An 18,083-nucleotide genomic window follows, 5' to 3' on the forward strand; every position below is an offset into this window, starting at 1 on the left:
GTTTTGAAGATGAGAAAGTACTGGATCATAGGCGGCATTGTGATTGCCGCTGGCCTTACGACGTGGCAGTTGGTCGCGATGGCGCAACCGCCTGGGGACCGTCCACCGCCTCCGAGGGCTGAACAAGATCGCGAGGGCCGCAGGCCACCTCAACCTCGAGATGACAACGGTCGTCCCCGAGATTTTCGAGAACATGGGCAGCAAGATTTTCCGAAAGCTCGAAATTATTCAGATTTAGAACAACGGATGCGTATGCTAGAAGAGCTACGACAGAAAAATGAAGAAATTAGTAGGAGACTTGAGCAGAGTGAAGAGTATGTCATGCAATTGCAGTCTGAATCGCATGATCGCTTGAATGACAGAAGAGGTCATCCTCCGGGAATGATGGGGGGACCAATTCCAAACATAATGGGTGGACCGGGTCCAGAAATCAGGCGCGAGGTTCGCATTGTCCATTCGGGCGAACCATTCGGACCGGTGCTGATGACCGAGGAAGAGATGCGCCGCTTGGAGGATTTTCGTCGAACGGTTGATAACTATCGCCGCGAGCAAAATCCATCGCGTAAAGAGCAACTGCGCAACGAAATTCGTGAGCAATTGAATCAACAAATGCAACGCGACATCCAGCGACGCGAACAACAGATCGTGGAACTTGAACAACGACTGCAGCGTCTGCGAGAACAAGTTCAAGCGGCCGAAGGTACTCGCAAAGCGACGATCGAGTCTTTGGTTGCGATGCTAGATGGTAACGCTGGGCCTTTCGGTATCTCACCGGCATGGATGGAAGCTCTGCAAAATGACCCCCAACGCTCCGGAAAACCGCCGGGTCGAGAAGGACTTGGTCAGGGTAATGGTAAGGGCTACCACCCGGGCTATGACTATGGTGCAAGCTATGGTGCAGACTATGGTGCAAGCTATGGTCAGAGCCATGATGTAGCGCCTCCTCCGCCACGACCACCTCAACCACCTCGTCGCCCTGACGCACCGCCTCGCGAAAACCAATTCGAGTCTCGACGACGTGAAGGAGATCGCGAGCAACCGCAAGGCGTTCGTCAGCCAACGGCTGCTGAATACCAAAGCGAGATTGAACTGGAAAGCGAGATTGAAGTCGAACTGGACGATGCTGACGAAGCTGACGACGAAGCTGACGACGAAGCTGACGACGAAGCTGACGACGAAGCTGACGACGAAGCTGACGACGAAGCTGACGACGAAGCTGACGACGAAGAATCGCAAGAGACCCGCTAGCTCCCATTTCGGCTTTCCGTTCTGAGCTGTCCGGTTACGATTGGGCTTTACCGACAGGTACGCACCACGTAGACAGGCAGAGGAATGGCAGCGGCATTCGCAATTGGAATCGATTTAGGAACTACCAACACGGTTGTGGCTTATACGCGTCTGGATAGCGAAACGACTTCTATCCAGCGCTTGCCGATTCCGCAATTGACCGCTACCTCTCAAATCGAATCGCTTGGTTCACTGCCATCTTTTGTCTATATCGCCAGGCAAGATTTCGCATCCCTGGACACCATTTCGATCGCACCTGCCCTTGGTCGGGTGCCTTATTCGGATCTCAACAACATTTCGGGCAACCGATTTGTTGTCGGCGAGTTCGCGAGGCGGTCTGCGGCGGAAAATCCTGATCAAACGGTAGTGGCTGCTAAGAGCTGGCTGTGTCACCGCGGGGTGGATCGTCACCAAGCGATTTTGCCTTGGGGCACCGATGGCGACGTCGAATTGCTCTCGCCGGTACAGGCCACGCGGTTAATCTTGGAGCATGTGGTGGCGGCTTGGCAGGCGGCCTTCCCTGAGTTTCCGATTCAAGACCAACATGTTGTTTTGACGGTGCCTGCCTCCTTTGATTTGGCCGCTCGCGAGCTGACGTTTCAAGCGGCTCGCGAATCAGGTTTACCTGCCAGTCTGATCGCTTTGGAAGAACCTCAAGCGGCCGTTTACCACTGGATTTCGAACACCGGCGATCGATGGCGGCGAAGCTTGAGTGCAGGTGATCAAATCATCGTCTGCGATGTGGGGGGCGGAACGACCGATTTAGCGTTGATGCAAGTCGACGAGTCCAACGGCGATTTGATGTTGCAGCGAATTGCGGTTGGCGACCATTTGCTGGTGGGCGGTGACAACATGGATCTAGCTCTTGCCCACTTCGCGGCCTGCAAATTTGCGCAGGCTGGCCACAAACTGAATGCTTGGCAATCCATGTCGCTCTGGCATGCAGCGCGGAATGCAAAAGAAGCCCTGTTGTCGGGCAGCCAGCAAGCGAATTACTCGATCTCGGTTTTGGGACGCGGCAGCAAGCTGATTGGTGGCACGATTTCGACGGAATTGAGTGCGGCGGAAGTCGAACAAGTATTGATCGAAGGCTTTTTCCCAAAGTGTGAGCTGTCGGCTCAGCCAGAGCATGCGCCCAGCAGTGGTTTTCAGGAAATCGGCTTGCCCTACGAAAACGACACCGCGATCACCAAGCATATTGCGGCGTTCTTAAGTCATCACAGCGTTGGTGATTCTGGATTAAATCTGCCCAATCGCTTGCTTTTCAACGGCGGCGTCTTCAAATCGGATGCTTTGCGGCGTCGTATGGTCGACGTATTTAACGGTTTTGGCGCTGCTGATAGCTCGGTGACGATTCTGGGCGGAGTGGAAGATCTTGATGCCGCAGTTGCATGCGGAGCCGCCTATTATGCGTGGTCGAAGGTTCATGGCGGAATTCGTATTCGCGGTGGCACGGCTCGTAGCTATTATGTGGGGATCGAAAGTGCTGGATTGGCGGTACCCGGAATGGCGCGACCGCTCACGGCCCTGTGCGTTGTTCCCAAAGGTATGGAAGAAGGTTCGCAGACGGATGTTCCGTCACGCGACATCGGCTTGATTGTGGGGCAAGAAGCGACATTCCGATTCTTCGCTTCGACGCTGCGGCCGGATGACAAGGTTGGCACGATGTTAAAGTATTGGGATGAAGAAGAGTTGATTGAGACTTCGCCCATGCGATTAAAATTGGACGCCGATGAAGCGAACGAGAATCGACAAGTTGTCCCAGTGCGATTTCAGAGTCGAATCACCGAATTGGGCATGTTTGAATTGTGGTGCCATGGGTTGACCAATGGCGGCCACTGGAAATTGGAGTTCAGCGTGCGTGGGGAAGACGAGTAAGGGTCTGACCGAAAAGGGGTCTGACCCTCTCCGGCAAGTCAAAAATAACAATGAAGTCTGTTCGCATCGAAATGGGTCAGACCCCTTTTCGGTTAGCTGAGTTTATATGGCCATAGAAAAATTTCGCGTTCAAGCGAACATCCCTGCGCCGGGTCGGACCGTGATTGCGGTGATTCAATCGCATCTGAAAATTGCTAGAAAACAAGCGGAAGAGTTAGTTCATCGCGGGCTGGTGCGGGTCAACAACCGCGTGGTAAATCAAAACCACAAGCTATTGGAAATCGACGATCAGATCTCGGTTGACTACGTTCCTATGCCTGCTGCGATTCAATCCAAAAATTCATCGATTGCGACGGCGACTCCTTTTACGATTCTGTATGACGATGAGGACATCATCGTCGTCAATAAATCCGCAGGCTTGCTGACAGTTCCGACGCCGCACCGCGAAGCCAACACTTTGCTGGGCCTGCTCAATCGCTATCAAGAACGCAAACGTTCGCAGGACCGAGTGCACTGTGTCCATCGGTTGGATCGTGGCGTCTCAGGCGTCCTGGTCTTCGCAAAATCGGTCGAAATTGCCATGCAAATCCGCGATCAGTTCGCTGCTCGCAAACCAGAACGCGTCTATGCCTGTTTGGTAGCCGGGCGTATGCACGAAGCTTCAGGGACTCAGCGTTCCTACTTGGCAACCGATGATGATCTCAATCGTTATTCAACCGGTGATGCCGAGCGCGGACAATTGGCGATCACGCACTGGAAGCAGGAATCGGTCTATGCGGATGCAACTTTGTTAAAGGTCCAATTGGAAACCGGTCGTCGAAATCAAATTCGCGTTCATTTGGCAGAACTGGGGCATCCCATCTTGGGCGATCCACGTTATCGCAGTGATCTGGCGATCCATCGTCGCTGGCCATACAAGCGAATCGCTTTGCATGCAGAAAGTCTCACATTTCGCCATCCGCAGTCTGGGCAACTGATGAAGTTTCAGACCGACTGGCCTCAAGAATTTCGTACTTTTCATCGGCAAATGAAAGAAAAACCCAATCGATGAATCGCCGTAAACCCATTCCGCGGCTCTGGCTGATTTGTCTGGTGCTGGCCGTCACGCTAACCCCCCCCTCGATGGTAGTGGGTTTCTTTCTATATCATCGCCCGGCTCCCGAACCACTGTTGCAGGTGCAAGTGGATTTGACCGTCATGCAGTATCGCATGAGTCCGGACAATCCATCGGATATTCGCCTGTTATCGGCAGTGAAGGTTACCAATACGGGACGCGGCGACTACCGGAACTTGGCGGTCTCGTTGAACAAGCAATTCTTCTACTACCATCCCAAACCCTTGCCTGAGCAGCAGTCGATCGAGATACCGTTGGAGTTCTTCGTCACGAAAGGCGGCAGTGTGAAGTTTCAGACAGGGAACAAGAAAGTCAATCGCGTGACGGTTTTCGCTCAGATAGAATCTAACGCAAGAGCTGTCGCCGAACGGTACTTCGACGACAGCGGACTTGCGATCGATGGGCCTGCAGTCCAATCAGATCAATGACTTGGCTTGCTTGACGATCTCTTCAGGCGTGATCTTGAAGTGTTCGTATAGTTTGTTAGCTGGGCCAGAAGCGCCGAAGCTATTCATGCCGACAAACTTGCCATCAAAGCCCAGGAAGGCATCCCAGCTTTGGCGAATCCCTGCTTCGCAAGCAACGCGAGCAGTCACTGCCGGCGGCAGAACACTATCGCGATATTCTTTGCTTTGCATCGCAAAGAGTTCAAAGCAGGGCAACGAAACCAAGCGAGCCTTCACGCCCTCTTTGGTAAGTGCCGTATGCGCGTCGATTGCGATTGGCAATTCACTGCCGGTCGCCATCAAGATGACTTGAGGCGTGCCCTCGCAATCAATCAGGGTGTAGCCGCCTTTGGCACACTCAGAAGCGGGGCTCATATTCGTACGGTCCAGTGTCGGAACATTTTGCCGCGAGAGGACCATGATCGAAGGATGGTCTTGGATCTGCATCGCCGTTTTATAGCAATGGAGAACTTCGTTGGCATCGCCAGGGCGATAAACGAACACGCCGGGGATCGCGCGGCAAGCTGCCAGGTGTTCGACGGGTTGATGCGTTGGGCCATCTTCGCCCAAACCGATACTATCGTGAGTCATGACGTAAATCACATCTTGATGCATAATACTGCTCAGACGGATTGCGGGACGGCAGTAGTCGGTGAAGACGAAGAAGGTCGCGCCGTACGCTCGCAAGCCGCACAGAGACATGCCATTCAGAGCGGACGCCATTCCGTGCTCGCGAATACCGAAGTGCAGGTTACGACCTTTGTAGTCTTCGGCGCTGAGGCTGCCTTCGCCGTTTATCAGAGTCATGGTGGACGGAGCCAAATCCGCCGAGCCGCCGATTAGGGCAGGAACATAAGGGGACAGCATGTTGAGCACTTTGCCCGAGGAGACTCGGGTTGCCATGCCTTTTGGATCGGCTGGGAACTCCTTCAGACCGGTGTCCCAACCTTCTGGCAGTTTCTTGCTGATGATCGACTGCACTGCAGCCGCATCGGTCTTGTAGGTCGACTGGTACTGGGACCAGACGCTTTGCCATGCCTTGTTTGCTTCAGCGCCACGTTTGCCCATCGTGGCGGCGAAATGCTCCGGTACATCGGCTGGTACAAGAAACTTCTCATTTTCAGGCCAACCATAGGCTGCTTTGGTGAGTCGGATTTCTTCTTCGCCCAGAGGAGCTCCGTGTGCTCCGTGCGTGTTCGCCTTGTTGGGCGAACCGTAACCAATCACGCTCTTGACGACAATCAAAGTAGGTTTGTCATCGTTGGCTAGGAACTGTTCAAAGGCGGCCCGCAGTGCGTCCAAGTCGTTGACGTCCGAGATGGAAATTGTGTTCCAACCCAACCCTTCAAATCGCTTCGGCACCTTCTCCGAGAAAGCCAGTTCCGCATGTCCTTCGATGGTAATGTTGTTATCGTCGTAGATCCAGCAAAGGTTGCTGAGCTTAAGGTGCCCAGCAATGGAAGCGGCTTCGTAGGAAACACCTTCCATCAAGTCTCCATCGCCACACAATGCGTAGACGTTGTAGTCGAACAAAGTGGCGTCTTGCTTGTTATACTTTGCGGCCAAATGCTTGCCTGCCAACGCCATACCAACTGAGTTGGCGACACCTTGTCCAAGCGGGCCGGTGGTCGTTTCGATTCCTGCGGCGTAACTGAATTCAGGATGTCCCGCACAGGGGCTATCGATCTGTCGAAACTTCTTCAGGTTATCTAGTGTCAACGAAGGCTGGTTGAGGACTTTCCCGTTCTTATCCGTCGCCTTGATGCCTGATAGATGGATCATGGAGTACAACAGCATCGACGCATGGCCGCAGGACAACACAAAGCGATCGCGGTTTGGCCACAACGGGTCATTGGGGTCGTAACGCAGGAATTCAGACCACAGCGTGTACGTGACCGGCGCTAGGGCCATCGGGGTGCCTGGGTGGCCGCTGTTGGCGGCTTGGACGCCGTCCATGCTGAGTGTTCGGATGGTGTCGATCGCTAACTGTTCGATGCTGGCTGTTTGCAGATTCATAGTTTTCTTTGGATAAGTTCTTTCGAAGCAATTCGAGATATAGGTTAGCCGCTTGCCACCTTAGCGGACGCTTAGCCGAAAAGCATAGCAGCCCCGGCAAATTCGATCAATCATGGCCGGGGCTGACAAAGGATTTTGGATGGAAAACGCGGGCCACGAGCGATGATTTCCGCCGCAGCCGGGGGGATCGCGTCGTAAGTTCTCAGGGCAGGAATTGGTTGGTAAAGACGGTTTCCGGCTTGAGTTTACCCGCTGTAATGAAGTTCACCTTTTCCAACTGCTGGATGATCGTCTCCCAACGTTGGCTGCTCATGCTGCCAATGGTCTCCCCTGGGGCGACTTGGCAAAGCTCTGCGACTGCTTTGGCACCGAAATCTAGAGCTCCGGCGGTCATCTCTTGAGAGTTGGCAGCCAAGATCGCAGCGTTCGCCTGGGATGGATCCTCGATATAGGCGTTCAAGCCTCGAAGGGACGCAGAAACAAACTTCTTGACAAGCTCCGGTTGCTTTTCAATCAAGTCACGACTGGTGACCAAGAGCGAGCAGTAAGGATCAAAGCCCGTCTGGTTGACCAGCAGTACGTTGACCTCAATCCCCTGTTCGCCAGCCAAGTACGGTTCGCTGAAGCTGTAGCCTTGGCAGCCATAGCGTGCGTCGGTGGCTAGTGGAGCGATATTGCCAAAGTACGGCGCGATCTTGACGCTGTCTCCCAAATAGCCAAGGCTCTTGAGATAGGGTACGTAGGCTCGGGAGGAATCGAGCAGCAGCGTCACATCCTTTAACTGATCAAGGCTCGTGATGCCCGAATCCTTGCGAACCATGATACAGCGCGGCGTGTGTTGCATCGTGCTCATCACCGCCACTACTGGTGCATCTTGTTGTGCGGCCACGAGCACGTCATCGGCATTCCCGATACCAAACTGAACTCGTCCCAGTGTCAGTTCTTGTGCCAGCACGGTTGTTTTGCCGCCGGGAATGATTTCGACATCTAAACCCTCTTCGGCGAAAAAGCCTAGTTCTTTGGCTGCATAGAAGCAACCGTGTTCGGCTTCGGGGAACCAATTGAGCTGCAGTTTGACTTTTTGCAGTGTGCTCGCCGAGCCTTTGTCAGTCGCGTTGTTGCTGTCTGCCGTTGAGTTTGAGTTGTTGCAGCCGGCTAGCCATGCGATCAGGCAACACAACATCAGCGGCTTCAACCGGCCAAAACGGCTCGCAAAAGCAGCAGTAGACTTACGGCGAGAGATGTTGAAGCGATTTGCGTTCGGCTTCAAGCATCGAAGGATGCGGAGGGATTCGGTTGCCATTTTCATCAAGAGCCACGTCGTAGAGTCGGAGACAGCGTAAGGTGCGGAGCAAAGATTCTAACGGAAACAGCGGGCCGCTGCCGAATCGTTCATCCAAAAACGCGAACCACAATTCGAGGTCTGCGACGCGTTGCTGGCCAATCGTAATTTCTCCAGCCACAACAGCGCCCGACTCCTGGACGTTTTGAATCGTTGCCTTAAGCCTTAGTGTATCGCCTGGTAAAGCGCTGCGATGAAAAATAGCCTTGCCCACTTTTGCAAGGACAACGCGGCGCGAAAAACCAAACGGCTCAGCGATTAAAAGACCGCCCGTTTGGGCCATGCCTTCGATCATTAACGAGTGCGGATAATGAGGATATCCAAGTTGATAATCGTCCAACGGTTCTTCGGCCATGGTCACGTTCTTGATCGTAGTTGCGTGACTGCCGCGGACAAATTCCTCAAATCGGTCGATCCAAAACCAACGCATTAGATCTTGCTTTCGACGTATCGAACCAAATCGCCAACGGTTAGAAGGTCACCGAAATCTTGAACGCGAGGATTCGCTTCGAATTTCGTCAAATCAGCCCAAGGCAGTTTGCTCTTTAGCTCCGCTAAACCGGCCGGAGTGACTTTTCCATCAGCGATATAATCAGCGTTTGTCAAAATGTCGCCAGGGAACAGGTCTTCGCGAGGGATTTTGATATCGAATGCTTTTTCGAGCTTGAAGACAATGTCCAAAAAGTCGATCGACTCCGCGCCCAAATCGCCGACCAATGTCGCTTCCGGTGTTACTTCGTCGTCATCGACTCCGAGGGCATCGATAAGAGCTTCCTGTACTTTGCTATAAACTTCGTCGGATGTGGGGGCCATGTGCTGGAGAACTTTCTACCTTTTGAACCAACTCAAAACTAAACCATCGCGAGAACGTGGAAAACATCGCTCGCAAACCGAAAAACTACAGAGTTGTTGATAATCTCGATAGACCAGAATGTAGCGAAACGCCAACAGAATGCCTAGGGCCTCTAGCGTTTCTGGATAGAACACTTGGGTTAGGTCTGAGCACGAGCAAAAGATTTGGTTACACTGAAAGAGATTTTCCAATACTTCGCGAAATTTCTATTCAATAACTCAATACCGAGGGGTATTCGACCATGTTCAATCGCAGACAAATGATCCATACAACGGCCTTGTCGGCCGCGGCCATTGCCGCTTGCAGAACGCGGATTGCAAACGCTTTGCCCGCTGAAGATCCGTACATGAAAACCATGGGCCTGCAGCTTTGGACGGTTCGAAATCAAATGGCTGCAGAACCAGCCGAAACGATCAAAGCGATCAAAGCCGCTGGCTATGCACAGGTCGAATTGGGCGAAGTTATGGACGCGGACACCTTGGTTCCCCTCGCCAAAGAAAATGAACTGGATGTCACATCGTCTTTCATCAATTGGAGCACGATTGGGGAAGCGGATCCCAAAAATGCGCCGACGATGACGATGATTATCGATAAGGCCATCCAGCACGGGCTGAAGCACCTAGTATTTGGGTACATTGGCAAGGGGCACCGCGAGTCAGCGGACCAACTCAAAGCGATTGCGGACCGCGCCAACAAAGCTGGCGAGCAGTGTTCGGCCGCCAACCTACAGCTCTGCTACCACAACCACGCGTTTGAGTTTGAGAAGCTAGACAACGGCCAAACCGGCTTCGACATCTTCATGGAACGTTTTGATTCCAGTGCGATGAAGTTCGAGCTGGATATTTTCTGGGCCGCCATTGGTGGTTGGGACCCTTTGGAGACTATGCAGCGTTTGGATGGTCGAATTAGCCAACTGCACCTCAAAGATCTAAAGGCAGGCGTAGGAACGATTTACGACGAAGGCAAAGTGCCTGTAGACGCCTTTCAAGAGGTCGGCAGCGGCACGATTGACATGGCCAAAGTTATCCAACTGGCACGCAAAATCGGTGTGCAACAGTGCCATGTCGAGCAAGATCAATCGCCAGCACCGTTGGAAAGCATCGCCACCAGCTATGCTTATCTGAAAAATCTGGATGCGTAAATCCAAGTCACAGCGAACTTTGGGACGGGACGCAGGTTGCGTTTGCGGTCTCCCGAACAATTTGTGTCTTTCCAAGATTCGCTGGCTTGGTATCCTCATCGCCTGATTGATTTACTGGGAATGATAGCTAATTTAGTGTGGTCGGGGCATGGTTGCTTAGGCCGCACTGGCTTAGAAATCAGTTCGATTTTTGCTTCGCAGTCACAGGACTCTCGCATCGCAGGATGTCGCAGACAAATACACCGCCGAACAGTCGCGAGAAGTTGTTAAGCTCCTTACGGGAGGCTGCTCCACTTATTTTGCCATCGATGCTGCAATGCAATTTTGGCAACCTACAGGAGGAAATCGGCCAATTGGAGGAAGCTGGCATTGAGGCCATCCACTTGGATGTCATGGACGGACATTTTGTCCCGAATTTTACTTACGGGATGCCGATTGCGGAAGCGTTTCGGCGGATTACCGGGATGCCGATGGATGTGCATCTGATGATTCAAGATCCTGGGCGATATGCCAAGGATTTCATTGCTGCGGGTGCAGATCTGATTACCTTTCATATTGAGGCGGTGGAAGATCCGCGACCGTTGTTGGCCGAAATTCGACGCTCGGAAGTGGGCGCTGGCCTAGCAATTAACCCTTCAACGGCCGTGGAGCGTGTGCTGCCATATTTGTCGGAATGCGATTTGTTACTGGTGATGAGTGTCGAGGCAGGTTTTGGTGGCCAAGCGTTCAATGCCGGGATGTTGGATCGTGTCCGCCAGATTCGAGCAGAGATGGGCCCCGATTTTTTGATTGAGATGGACGGCGGGATTGGTGAAAGTACGATCCAGGACTGCTGTCAGGCAGGCGCAAACCTTTTGGTTGTTGGGTCTGCCATATTTGGCAAGTCGCAGTACGGAGCGGCTATTGCGCGGTTGGATGCATTGATTTCCGCCGATTCATAACTTTGTATTGAAGGTTTATATGGTAAACGTGGCTTTGATTCGTCCGGGCTCGACGCAGTTCGACGATGAAGGACGCATAAAGGGGTGCTTGGATTTTCCGTTGAGCACCAGCGGCAAGGATCAGGTTCGCAAATCTTCCGAGGAATTGCGGAGAGCACTGGCCGAGTCTAACGGCGGCGATGAAATAGAAGTGATTTATTGTGCGCCATGCGACTCGGCGCGCGAAACCGCGGCGATGATTGCTGGGAACTCCAATGCGAAGATTCGGGTGGTTGATTGTTTCCAGAACCTGAATTTTGGTTTGTGGCAAGGTCGCACGATTGATGAGCTGCGAAGGTTGCAGCCAACGATTTACAAGCAGTTTCAGTCCAATCCATTGAAATTCTGCCCGCCAGGTGGAGAAAGCATGGAATCCGCTGCGGTTCGGATCGGACGTATGTTGCAAAAACTGCTGAAAAAGCACCGAGGCGCAGGGACGGTCGGGCTCGTGATTCCTGAGCCGTTGGCATCTTTAGTTCGGCATATGCTCTGTAGCACCGACATTGGTGATCCATGGAAGGTCGAACAAGATCAGGCTCATTGGGAAATTATTGCATTAGATGGCGTGACGCCCGCTTTGGTCTAAAATCGAGCTTTTACGAGACCGCGATTGGCGATTAGAATATGTGCCAGTGAAGCTCCCTGTGTGCTCCGTCGCATCTAGCGAGGCGGAGTAAGGAAGCTGAAAGAAATTAAGCTGAAGGTAATTCAACGTGTCCATCGTCGATCGAACTGAAGTCATTCCCATTCCGGTTTCTGCAAAGCGTGGTGTGCCTGAAGGATTGTGGATCAAGTGCCCAGGTTGCTCCAATACGATCTATAAAAAACAAGCTGAGCGGCAGTTGAACATTTGCCCGGTTTGTCGATTTCACTTATATGTTTCGGCCCGCGATCGTATCTCGCATGTTTTGGACGATGGCACGTTTGAATCGTGGGATGAAAGCGTTTTGCCCACGGATCCTTTGCAGTTCTCCGACAAGAAACGCTATGCCGAACGTTTGGTTGCCGAGCAACATCGAACTGGGCTGGACGACGCGGCGATCACGGGCTGCGGGATGATTCGCGCTCGAAGAGTCGCCATTGGGATCACCGATTCGGCCTTCATCATGGGATCGATGGGATCTGTAGTGGGCGAAAGGTTGACTAGGCTCATTGAGCGAGCGACGGAGCAGACTTTACCGCTGATTATTATCAGTGCCTCTGGTGGTGGAGCGCGAATGCATGAGGGGATTCTGTCGCTGATGCAGATGGCGAAGGTTTCAGCGGCACTAGCTCGCTATCATGCTGCCGGCGGATTGTATATCAGCGTTTTGACCAATCCGACCATGGGCGGTGTGGCCGCTTCCTTCGCGTCGTTGGGAGATCTGATATTTGCCGAGCCTAAAGCGCTGATTGGATTTGCCGGACCGCGAACGATTAAGGCGACGATTCGCGTCGAGCTTCCGCCGGGGTTTCAGACCAGTGAATTTCTGTTGGAGCATGGCTATATCGATCGCATTGTAGACCGCAGCCGACTGAAGACCGAGATTGCACAAGCGATCGATTATTGCGGCAAATAGTGCCCTGGCGACGTTTGATGTTCGCGTTGCGAGCGAAACGTGCAGTATGTCGCAGCATTTTTACTGGGCGGAAGGCGACCAACCTTTTCCGCACGTCGGCGGAGCGACAACTTAGTCTTCGGTAAGGGTATCGAGCCGTAGAAGTCCTGAATATTTCGCTTCGAAAAAATCCGAAACACTGCCCAATATATCCAGACTACCGAGCAGTTCGGATTCGGTCAGCCACATCACGGCGGCAACCTCTTCGGGATTAGGAATGGGGTCGTAGGCGGCCGGTCGGCGGACATGAATCCATTCCAAGTGTGTGCCCCAACTGGTGATTGAGCTCCACAGATGCCCTACAATTTCGATCGGCAAGGCGAGTTCCTCTTGCATCTCGCGAATGATCGCTTGTTCGAAAGTTTCGTTCGCTTCGATATGTCCGCCGGGAAAGCAAAGCATATTGGGGGCGCGAACTTTTGCTGAGCGGCGGATCACTAGAAACCGATTTGCTTCATGGCAAACAGCCACCACTCCGTGTCGGACACCTTGCGTTTTTATTTGATCTAGTCCACGATTCTGATCGGGTGAATTCACGAGCGAGCCGCTTTCTTCAGAGAATCGTGCATCGGTAATGACGTTGGATAAAAGTTGGGATGAGTTGAATCGCGAATTTGCAGTGGAGATTGTCGCTCGACTGCGAGCTCAGCAATTCATGGCATATTTTGCCGGCGGTTGCGTTCGCGATCAATTGCTTGGCGAAACGCCGAAGGATTATGACGTCGCAACCAGCGCGTCTCCAGAGCAGATCATACAGATTTTTGGTCGCCGCAACACCCTGATGGTGGGTGCAGCATTTGGTGTGGCGTGCGTACATCGGAAATTGGACTCGCTGGTTTTCAATGTCGAGGTCGCTACGTTCCGTACCGATGGCGAATACGTAGATGGACGACGTCCCAGCAGTATTCGATTTGCAACCGCCCAGGATGACGCTCAGCGGCGTGACTTTACGATCAACGGCATGTTCTATGACCCGTTGGAAAACTGCTTGCATGATTTCGTAGGCGGCCAAAGCGATTTGAAGACGCGTGTGATCCGCGCTATTGGTGATGCTCGTTCACGCATCGCCGAAGACAAACTCAGGATGGTGCGAGCGGTGCGTTTCGCTGCGCGACTGAACTTTCTATTGGAAGCTGAAACCGAAGCTGCCATCGTTGCATCGGCCCCGGGCTTGTGTCAGGTTTCTCAGGAAAGGTTAGCAGACGAATTGACTAAGATCGCGCTGCTACCCCGCGCGGCCTGGGCGTTGGATCATTTGCATGTTTATGGATTGCTTGAGACGATTTGGCCTCGCATTGCGGATGCATGGACGAACGATCTTGCGTTGAAGCGTGCATGTTTACGCGTTGTTGAGGAATGTCCTGTCCGCGACATCGCTAGCTTGTTGGCAATTCTGTTGTATTACCTGTCGACGGGCGATCGCCAGCTTCATCGCCTGCAACTGGTTGATGAGATTGCGAAGCATTTGAAGCTGAGTAATCAACTTCGAGACGATGTAGCCTATCTGCTAATCAACATCGATCTCGTTTTATCCGCCGATCGGCTGCCCTGGTCGAAACTGCAACCGATTGCTATCCACCGCCGTGCATATGATCTATTAAGTATTGCGGGCACAATTGCTCTGGTATTGGGCTTAAGTGAAAAGGGGGGGCGATTTTTGAATGAGCGCATGACGCAACTCTCAGCCGACCAACTGAATCCGATACCACTTTTAGATGGCAGTGATTTACAAGAGATTGGTTTAAAGCCAGGCCCGATCTTCAAGCAGATTTTGAAAGATGTGCGAGACCAACAATTGGACGGCCAGTTGCACTCACGGCAAGATGCAATCGCGTATGTGAAACGCTGTTACTGCGACGCTTGATTGCCGCCTAATGTTATCGCCCTTTGGCGAAGCTAGTTTTCTGGAACAGCGCGGCTTGGTATCAAGCTAAAGATTCAATGCCTTTCGCGGTCGCCTCTGGCCTGCGGAATAACCTTTGCTGAGCGTGTGGACAGTAACAGTGTGTTTAGTACTGTTCATTTTCCTCCCACACTTGGAGAGACCACATGAAGGCATTTTTATTTCGTGTACTGTTGGTTGTGGCTTGTACGTTAATACCAACGATAAAATCGCGAGCCGAACTGATGACAGCCCTGGTGGACATACCAGAGCTTGGCAGTCAAGGGCTTTACTACTTTGATAGTACGTCGCCGCTGATTGGAACGCCGGTACTACTTTCTGGACTAGCGTTTGGTGAATCGATCGTTTCAATTGATTATCGCCCTGCGACAGCGCAACTGTATGGCTTGAGCAGTTCCAGCGCGGTTTACACGATATCGCAGTTCGGTTTTGCAACGCAAGTTGGGTCAGGCTTCGCGACTGCACTAGAAGGCACGCAATTCGGGTTTGATTTTAATCCAGTCATTGATCGAATTCGAATCGTAAGCGATACCAATCAGAACATTGTGGCCAATCCGATTACGGGCGAGGCGAACGTGGCGTCAACCGTACCCGTCTTTTATGCCGCTGACGATGACAATGTAGGAGTCGATCCCAATGTGGTTCATCACGCTTACACAAACAATGTAATTTTTGGCACAGCGGATACGACGCAGTTGTATGCGATTGATACTTCTCTCGATGCGTTGGTAACTCAAGCCAACAACGATGGGATACTCCGCACGGTCGGAAGCTTAGGTATTGATGCCAACGATGTTGGCGGCTTTGATATTTCGTCAACTGGAGCGGCCTATGCCGCTTTCGGTAACGGCGTGCTTTCTGATTTGTATTCAATTGATTTAGCATCCGGTACAGCAACCAATTTAGGCGTCATACCTTTCAATGTTCGAGGTTTGGCCGTTACAGCCGTTCCGGAGCCCGGTTCGGTCGCGATATTGGCTTTAACGACCGTTGGCGGTGCGGCTTGGCGTTGGCGGAAGGGGCGTGCCTTCGTCGAAAAGACGCTGTGTTAGTCGACGCTTGAAAACAGCGTCATTGATTGCAAGCCAAGTTAGGAAGCGAAAACTTGGGAAATTGATCTGTTAAAAAAATTTCGCTGGTTTATTATGTTCGACAGTGATTGATCCAAGCATTTAGCCTTGGCAGCCTGTCGAACGCTGGGAAGCGTGCGGCTCCGCTCTCTGTGAATCGCTCTTCGCACTCGTGAGATCCATGTTATGCCTAGATTCTAGGCCGTGTGCGATTTATTCTCCATTTCACCCGATGCAAGTAATCGTATGAAACCGCCACGCAACCGCCCGATGAAACTCGATTTGGACGGCAAACAAAGATTAAACAAAGTGCTAGCTGCGGCTGGCTATGGTTCGCGACGAAGTGTTGACGAATTGATTGAAGAAGGCCGCGTTGAGATCAACGGCGAGACCTGTTCCCGATTGGGGACACAAGTTGATCCAAGTGTTGACAAAATCAGTGTTGATGGAGAATCCATCAAGCTGGGCAAACCTACGTACTATGCCGTGAACAAACCGGCGGGCGTGGTTTGCACCAATCGCGATCCACAAGGTCGACCGCGCGTGATCGATTTGATTCCTCAGGGAGCTCGGCTGTTTAGCATTGGTCGATTGGACCGCAGCTCGACAGGCTTGATCCTGATGACCAACGACGGCACGGTCGCGCAGCGATTGACGCATCCTAAGTACGGTGTCCGAAAGACCTACCGTGTGTTGGTTGCTGGTAGCATTGACCGCGAAGAGCTAGGCGTGCTGCGAAAAGGCGTCTATCTGGCAGAAGGGAAGGCGAAAGCCGATGATGCCACGATCAAGAAATCGCATAAGAACTCCACGGAGATCGAGATTGTTTTAAGCGAAGGCAAGAACCGCGAGATCCGCCGCGTGCTGGCCAGGATCGGACATAAGGTGCTTGCGTTGCAACGCACTTCAGTCGGACCGATTAAGCTGGCCAACCTGGCCGAAGGCGATTACCGACCGTTAACACCTCAAGAGATCGATTCGCTCAAGAAGACGGCCGTTCGACTGAGCGAAGGTAAGTCTGGGCTCCGAGGGGAAAAGAAATCGATTCGTGACGAATCGTCCAGTTCGAAGCATAAAGACAAATCGCAGGCAGCCAAAGGCGACAAGCAAGATTCCGTCGCAGCCAGGCCTGTGGATCTAAGCCAAGTCGATGTGCCTGAGCATCTGACCGATGACGCGCGTTTCGTAACCGATCCAACTCAGATTCCTGTCGCTAATTGGGATGACGATTTCGAAGCGGACATTGTCAGCCAGGAAATAACTCCTGAACTGGAAGAAGACCTGAAAAGCTTTTTCGAAGAATCCTCCGACGATGATTCGGAAGAAGATTCGGACATGGCCGACGATGATGATCTTGCATCCATGATCATTGGAGATGACTCCGATGATGATGACGACGATGATGAATTCAATCCGTTTATGGAGCAAGACGTCGACGGAGACGATGGACTTGACGATGATCTTGATGACATCAAAGCGGGCGATCCTAGCAACCCGATGAGTGGCATCGAAGCGGAAGCGATTTTAGTTCGCGAAACCGATTCGCCTTGGCGCGGCCGCGTTATCGGTAACGAGTCAGAACGTGGACCAAGAGATTCGAAACCTCGTGAGCGTACTAATGATCGCCGTCCTGAAGGACGCGGTGAACGTGGTGCTAAAGAGCGTAAACCTTATGGCGAACGTTCCGGCGGCGCTGGCCGTTCAGAACGCAAGCCTTACGGCGATCGAAACGCTTCGTCAGGTGAACGTAAACCATACGGTGAACGCAAGCCTTACGGCGATCGAAACGCTTCGTCAGGTGAACGTAAACCTTATGGTGATCGCAAGCCGTATGGTGACCGAAACGCTTCGTCAGGTGACCGTAAACCTTACGGTGATCGCAAGCCTTACGGCGATCGAAACGCTCCGTCAGGTGAACGTAAACCTTATGGTGATCGCAAGCCTTACGGCGATCGAAATGCTTCGTCAGGTGACCGTAAACCTTATGGTGATCGCAAGCCTTACGGCGACCGAAACGCTTCGTCAGGTGAACGTAAACCATACGGCGACCGAAACGCTTCGTCAGGTGAACGTAAACCTTACGGCGATCGAAACGCTTCGTCAGGTGATCGTAAACCATACGGCGATCGAAACGCTTCGTCAGGTGATCGTAAACCATACGGCGATCGCAAGCCCTATGGTGACCGCAAACCTTACGGTGATCGGCCAGCTCGGTCCGGTGATAGTCGCGGGGGTGGGCAAGGTCCACGCGGCAATGATTCAGGTGATCGACGGCCCAGTGGGCGAGGGCGTGACGATGGGCGACCTCCTCGCGCTGGCGGGCAAGGGAGTCCGTTTCGCGGTCGCTCCAGCAATGACAACCGCAGTCGGCGTCCTCGTCGCGATAGTTAAACCGCGCGGGCTGACGGCTAGGACATGACGGATTTCGTTAAAGAATTGGTAAGACGAGCTTTAA

16 protein-coding genes are annotated in these 18,083 nt (G+C 52.7%); 11 read left to right on the forward strand and 5 right to left on the reverse strand.

Annotation, left to right across the window (positions count from 1 at the left end):
- Positions 1-9: 9 nt before the first annotated feature.
- The 4 genes from SH302x_RS08240 (at position 10) to SH302x_RS08255 (ending at position 4,707) form a co-directional block, all read left to right on the forward strand.
- Entirely contained in the window at positions 10-1,248 is a 1,239-nt protein-coding gene (locus SH302x_RS08240; RefSeq protein WP_479368251.1) for an AAA family ATPase, read from the forward strand.
- Between the two features lie 84 nt (positions 1,249-1,332).
- The gene (locus SH302x_RS08245) at positions 1,333-3,165 is read left to right on the forward strand and encodes an Hsp70 family protein (protein WP_479368252.1); all 1,833 of its coding nucleotides are present in this window, start codon (positions 1,333-1,335) and stop codon (positions 3,163-3,165) included.
- Positions 3,166-3,271: 106 nt separating this feature from the next.
- Complete coding sequence (locus SH302x_RS08250) at positions 3,272-4,216, forward strand: RluA family pseudouridine synthase (RefSeq protein WP_479368253.1); 945 nt, start codon at positions 3,272-3,274, stop codon at positions 4,214-4,216.
- Entirely contained in the window at positions 4,213-4,707 is a 495-nt protein-coding gene (locus SH302x_RS08255) for a hypothetical protein (RefSeq protein ID WP_479368254.1), read from the forward strand. Before SH302x_RS08250 ends, SH302x_RS08255 begins: the two co-directional genes overlap by 4 nt.
- Here the strand turns inward: SH302x_RS08255 and tkt are convergent.
- From tkt to SH302x_RS08275, 4 genes are all read right to left on the reverse strand, one after another.
- Positions 4,696-6,741, reverse strand: a complete 2,046-nt coding sequence (tkt, locus tag SH302x_RS08260; RefSeq protein ID WP_479368255.1) for a transketolase — start codon at positions 6,739-6,741, stop codon at positions 4,696-4,698. The two genes, SH302x_RS08255 and tkt, sit on opposite strands and share 12 nt — an antisense overlap.
- A 202-nt stretch (positions 6,742-6,943) precedes the next feature.
- Positions 6,944-7,924, reverse strand: a complete 981-nt coding sequence (locus SH302x_RS08265; RefSeq protein ID WP_479368256.1) for an ABC transporter substrate-binding protein — start codon at positions 7,922-7,924, stop codon at positions 6,944-6,946.
- A 46-nt stretch (positions 7,925-7,970) separates the two neighbouring features.
- A complete protein-coding gene (locus SH302x_RS08270) occupies positions 7,971-8,513 on the reverse strand; it encodes a 3-hydroxyacyl-ACP dehydratase FabZ family protein (protein ID WP_479368257.1) in 543 nt (180 codons plus the stop codon).
- Complete coding sequence (locus SH302x_RS08275) at positions 8,513-8,896, reverse strand: acyl carrier protein (protein WP_479368258.1); 384 nt, start codon at positions 8,894-8,896, stop codon at positions 8,513-8,515. The genes SH302x_RS08270 and SH302x_RS08275 overlap by 1 nt, the downstream gene beginning before the upstream one ends.
- A gap of 281 nt (positions 8,897-9,177) precedes the next feature.
- On the opposite strand from SH302x_RS08275, the gene SH302x_RS08280 reads away from it, so the two are divergent.
- The 4 genes from SH302x_RS08280 (at position 9,178) to accD (ending at position 12,616) form a co-directional block, all read left to right on the forward strand.
- Complete coding sequence (locus SH302x_RS08280; protein WP_479368259.1) at positions 9,178-10,077, forward strand: sugar phosphate isomerase/epimerase family protein; 900 nt, start codon at positions 9,178-9,180, stop codon at positions 10,075-10,077.
- 224 nt (positions 10,078-10,301) lie between these two features.
- The gene (gene rpe, locus SH302x_RS08285) at positions 10,302-11,018 is read left to right on the forward strand and encodes a ribulose-phosphate 3-epimerase (protein WP_479368260.1); all 717 of its coding nucleotides are present in this window, start codon (positions 10,302-10,304) and stop codon (positions 11,016-11,018) included.
- 19 nt (positions 11,019-11,037) lie between these two features.
- Positions 11,038-11,643, forward strand: a complete 606-nt coding sequence (locus SH302x_RS08290) for a histidine phosphatase family protein (RefSeq protein ID WP_479368261.1) — start codon at positions 11,038-11,040, stop codon at positions 11,641-11,643.
- Positions 11,644-11,770: 127 nt separating this feature from the next.
- On the forward strand, positions 11,771-12,616 hold the full coding sequence (accD, locus tag SH302x_RS08295) for an acetyl-CoA carboxylase, carboxyltransferase subunit beta (RefSeq protein WP_479368262.1): 846 nt from the start codon (positions 11,771-11,773) through the stop codon (positions 12,614-12,616).
- A gap of 111 nt (positions 12,617-12,727) precedes the next feature.
- On the opposite strand, the gene SH302x_RS08300 is transcribed toward accD, so the two are convergent.
- A complete protein-coding gene (locus SH302x_RS08300) occupies positions 12,728-13,192 on the reverse strand; it encodes an NUDIX hydrolase (protein ID WP_479368263.1) in 465 nt (154 codons plus the stop codon).
- A 37-nt stretch (positions 13,193-13,229) separates the two neighbouring features.
- On the opposite strand from SH302x_RS08300, the gene SH302x_RS08305 reads away from it, so the two are divergent.
- The 3 genes from SH302x_RS08305 (at position 13,230) to SH302x_RS08315 (ending at position 18,019) form a co-directional block, all read left to right on the forward strand.
- Positions 13,230-14,519: a CCA tRNA nucleotidyltransferase gene (locus SH302x_RS08305; RefSeq protein WP_479368264.1), complete on the forward strand. Its 1,290-nt coding sequence runs from the start codon at positions 13,230-13,232 to the stop codon at positions 14,517-14,519.
- 185 nt (positions 14,520-14,704) lie between these two features.
- Positions 14,705-15,610 carry a DUF4394 domain-containing protein gene (locus SH302x_RS08310; protein ID WP_479368265.1) on the forward strand — a complete coding sequence of 302 codons (906 nt, stop codon included), beginning with the start codon at positions 14,705-14,707 and terminating at the stop codon, positions 15,608-15,610.
- A 288-nt stretch (positions 15,611-15,898) separates the two neighbouring features.
- Positions 15,899-18,019 (forward strand): pseudouridine synthase, encoded by a 2,121-nt coding sequence (locus SH302x_RS08315; RefSeq protein WP_479368266.1) that lies wholly within the window; start codon positions 15,899-15,901, stop codon positions 18,017-18,019.
- Positions 18,020-18,083: the final 64 nt, after the last annotated feature.

It is taken from the genome of Njordella calcicola, from assembly GCF_056494125.1.

Excerpts from the sequence above, each read along its gene's own strand:
- SH302x_RS08265 (WP_479368256.1), bottom strand. The coding sequence starts at position 7,924 with ATGTTGTGTTGCCTGATCGCATGGCTAGCCGGCTGCAACAACTCAAAC.
- rpe (WP_479368260.1), top strand. The coding sequence starts at position 10,302 with ATGTCGCAGACAAATACACCGCCGAACAGTCGCGAGAAGTTGTTAAGC.
- SH302x_RS08280 (WP_479368259.1), top strand. The coding sequence starts at position 9,178 with ATGTTCAATCGCAGACAAATGATCCATACAACGGCCTTGTCGGCCGCG.
- SH302x_RS08305 (WP_479368264.1), top strand. The coding sequence starts at position 13,230 with ATGACGTTGGATAAAAGTTGGGATGAGTTGAATCGCGAATTTGCAGTG.
- SH302x_RS08250 (WP_479368253.1), top strand. The coding sequence starts at position 3,272 with ATGGCCATAGAAAAATTTCGCGTTCAAGCGAACATCCCTGCGCCGGGT.
- SH302x_RS08290 (WP_479368261.1), top strand. The coding sequence starts at position 11,038 with ATGGTAAACGTGGCTTTGATTCGTCCGGGCTCGACGCAGTTCGACGAT.
- SH302x_RS08275 (WP_479368258.1), bottom strand. The coding sequence starts at position 8,896 with ATGGCCCCCACATCCGACGAAGTTTATAGCAAAGTACAGGAAGCTCTT.
- SH302x_RS08255 (WP_479368254.1), top strand. The coding sequence starts at position 4,213 with ATGAATCGCCGTAAACCCATTCCGCGGCTCTGGCTGATTTGTCTGGTG.
- SH302x_RS08240 (WP_479368251.1), top strand. The coding sequence starts at position 10 with ATGAGAAAGTACTGGATCATAGGCGGCATTGTGATTGCCGCTGGCCTT.
- SH302x_RS08245 (WP_479368252.1), top strand. The coding sequence starts at position 1,333 with ATGGCAGCGGCATTCGCAATTGGAATCGATTTAGGAACTACCAACACG.
- SH302x_RS08270 (WP_479368257.1), bottom strand. The coding sequence starts at position 8,513 with ATGCGTTGGTTTTGGATCGACCGATTTGAGGAATTTGTCCGCGGCAGT.
- tkt (WP_479368255.1), bottom strand. The coding sequence starts at position 6,741 with ATGAATCTGCAAACAGCCAGCATCGAACAGTTAGCGATCGACACCATC.
- SH302x_RS08310 (WP_479368265.1), top strand. The coding sequence starts at position 14,705 with ATGAAGGCATTTTTATTTCGTGTACTGTTGGTTGTGGCTTGTACGTTA.
- SH302x_RS08315 (WP_479368266.1), top strand. The coding sequence starts at position 15,899 with ATGAAACTCGATTTGGACGGCAAACAAAGATTAAACAAAGTGCTAGCT.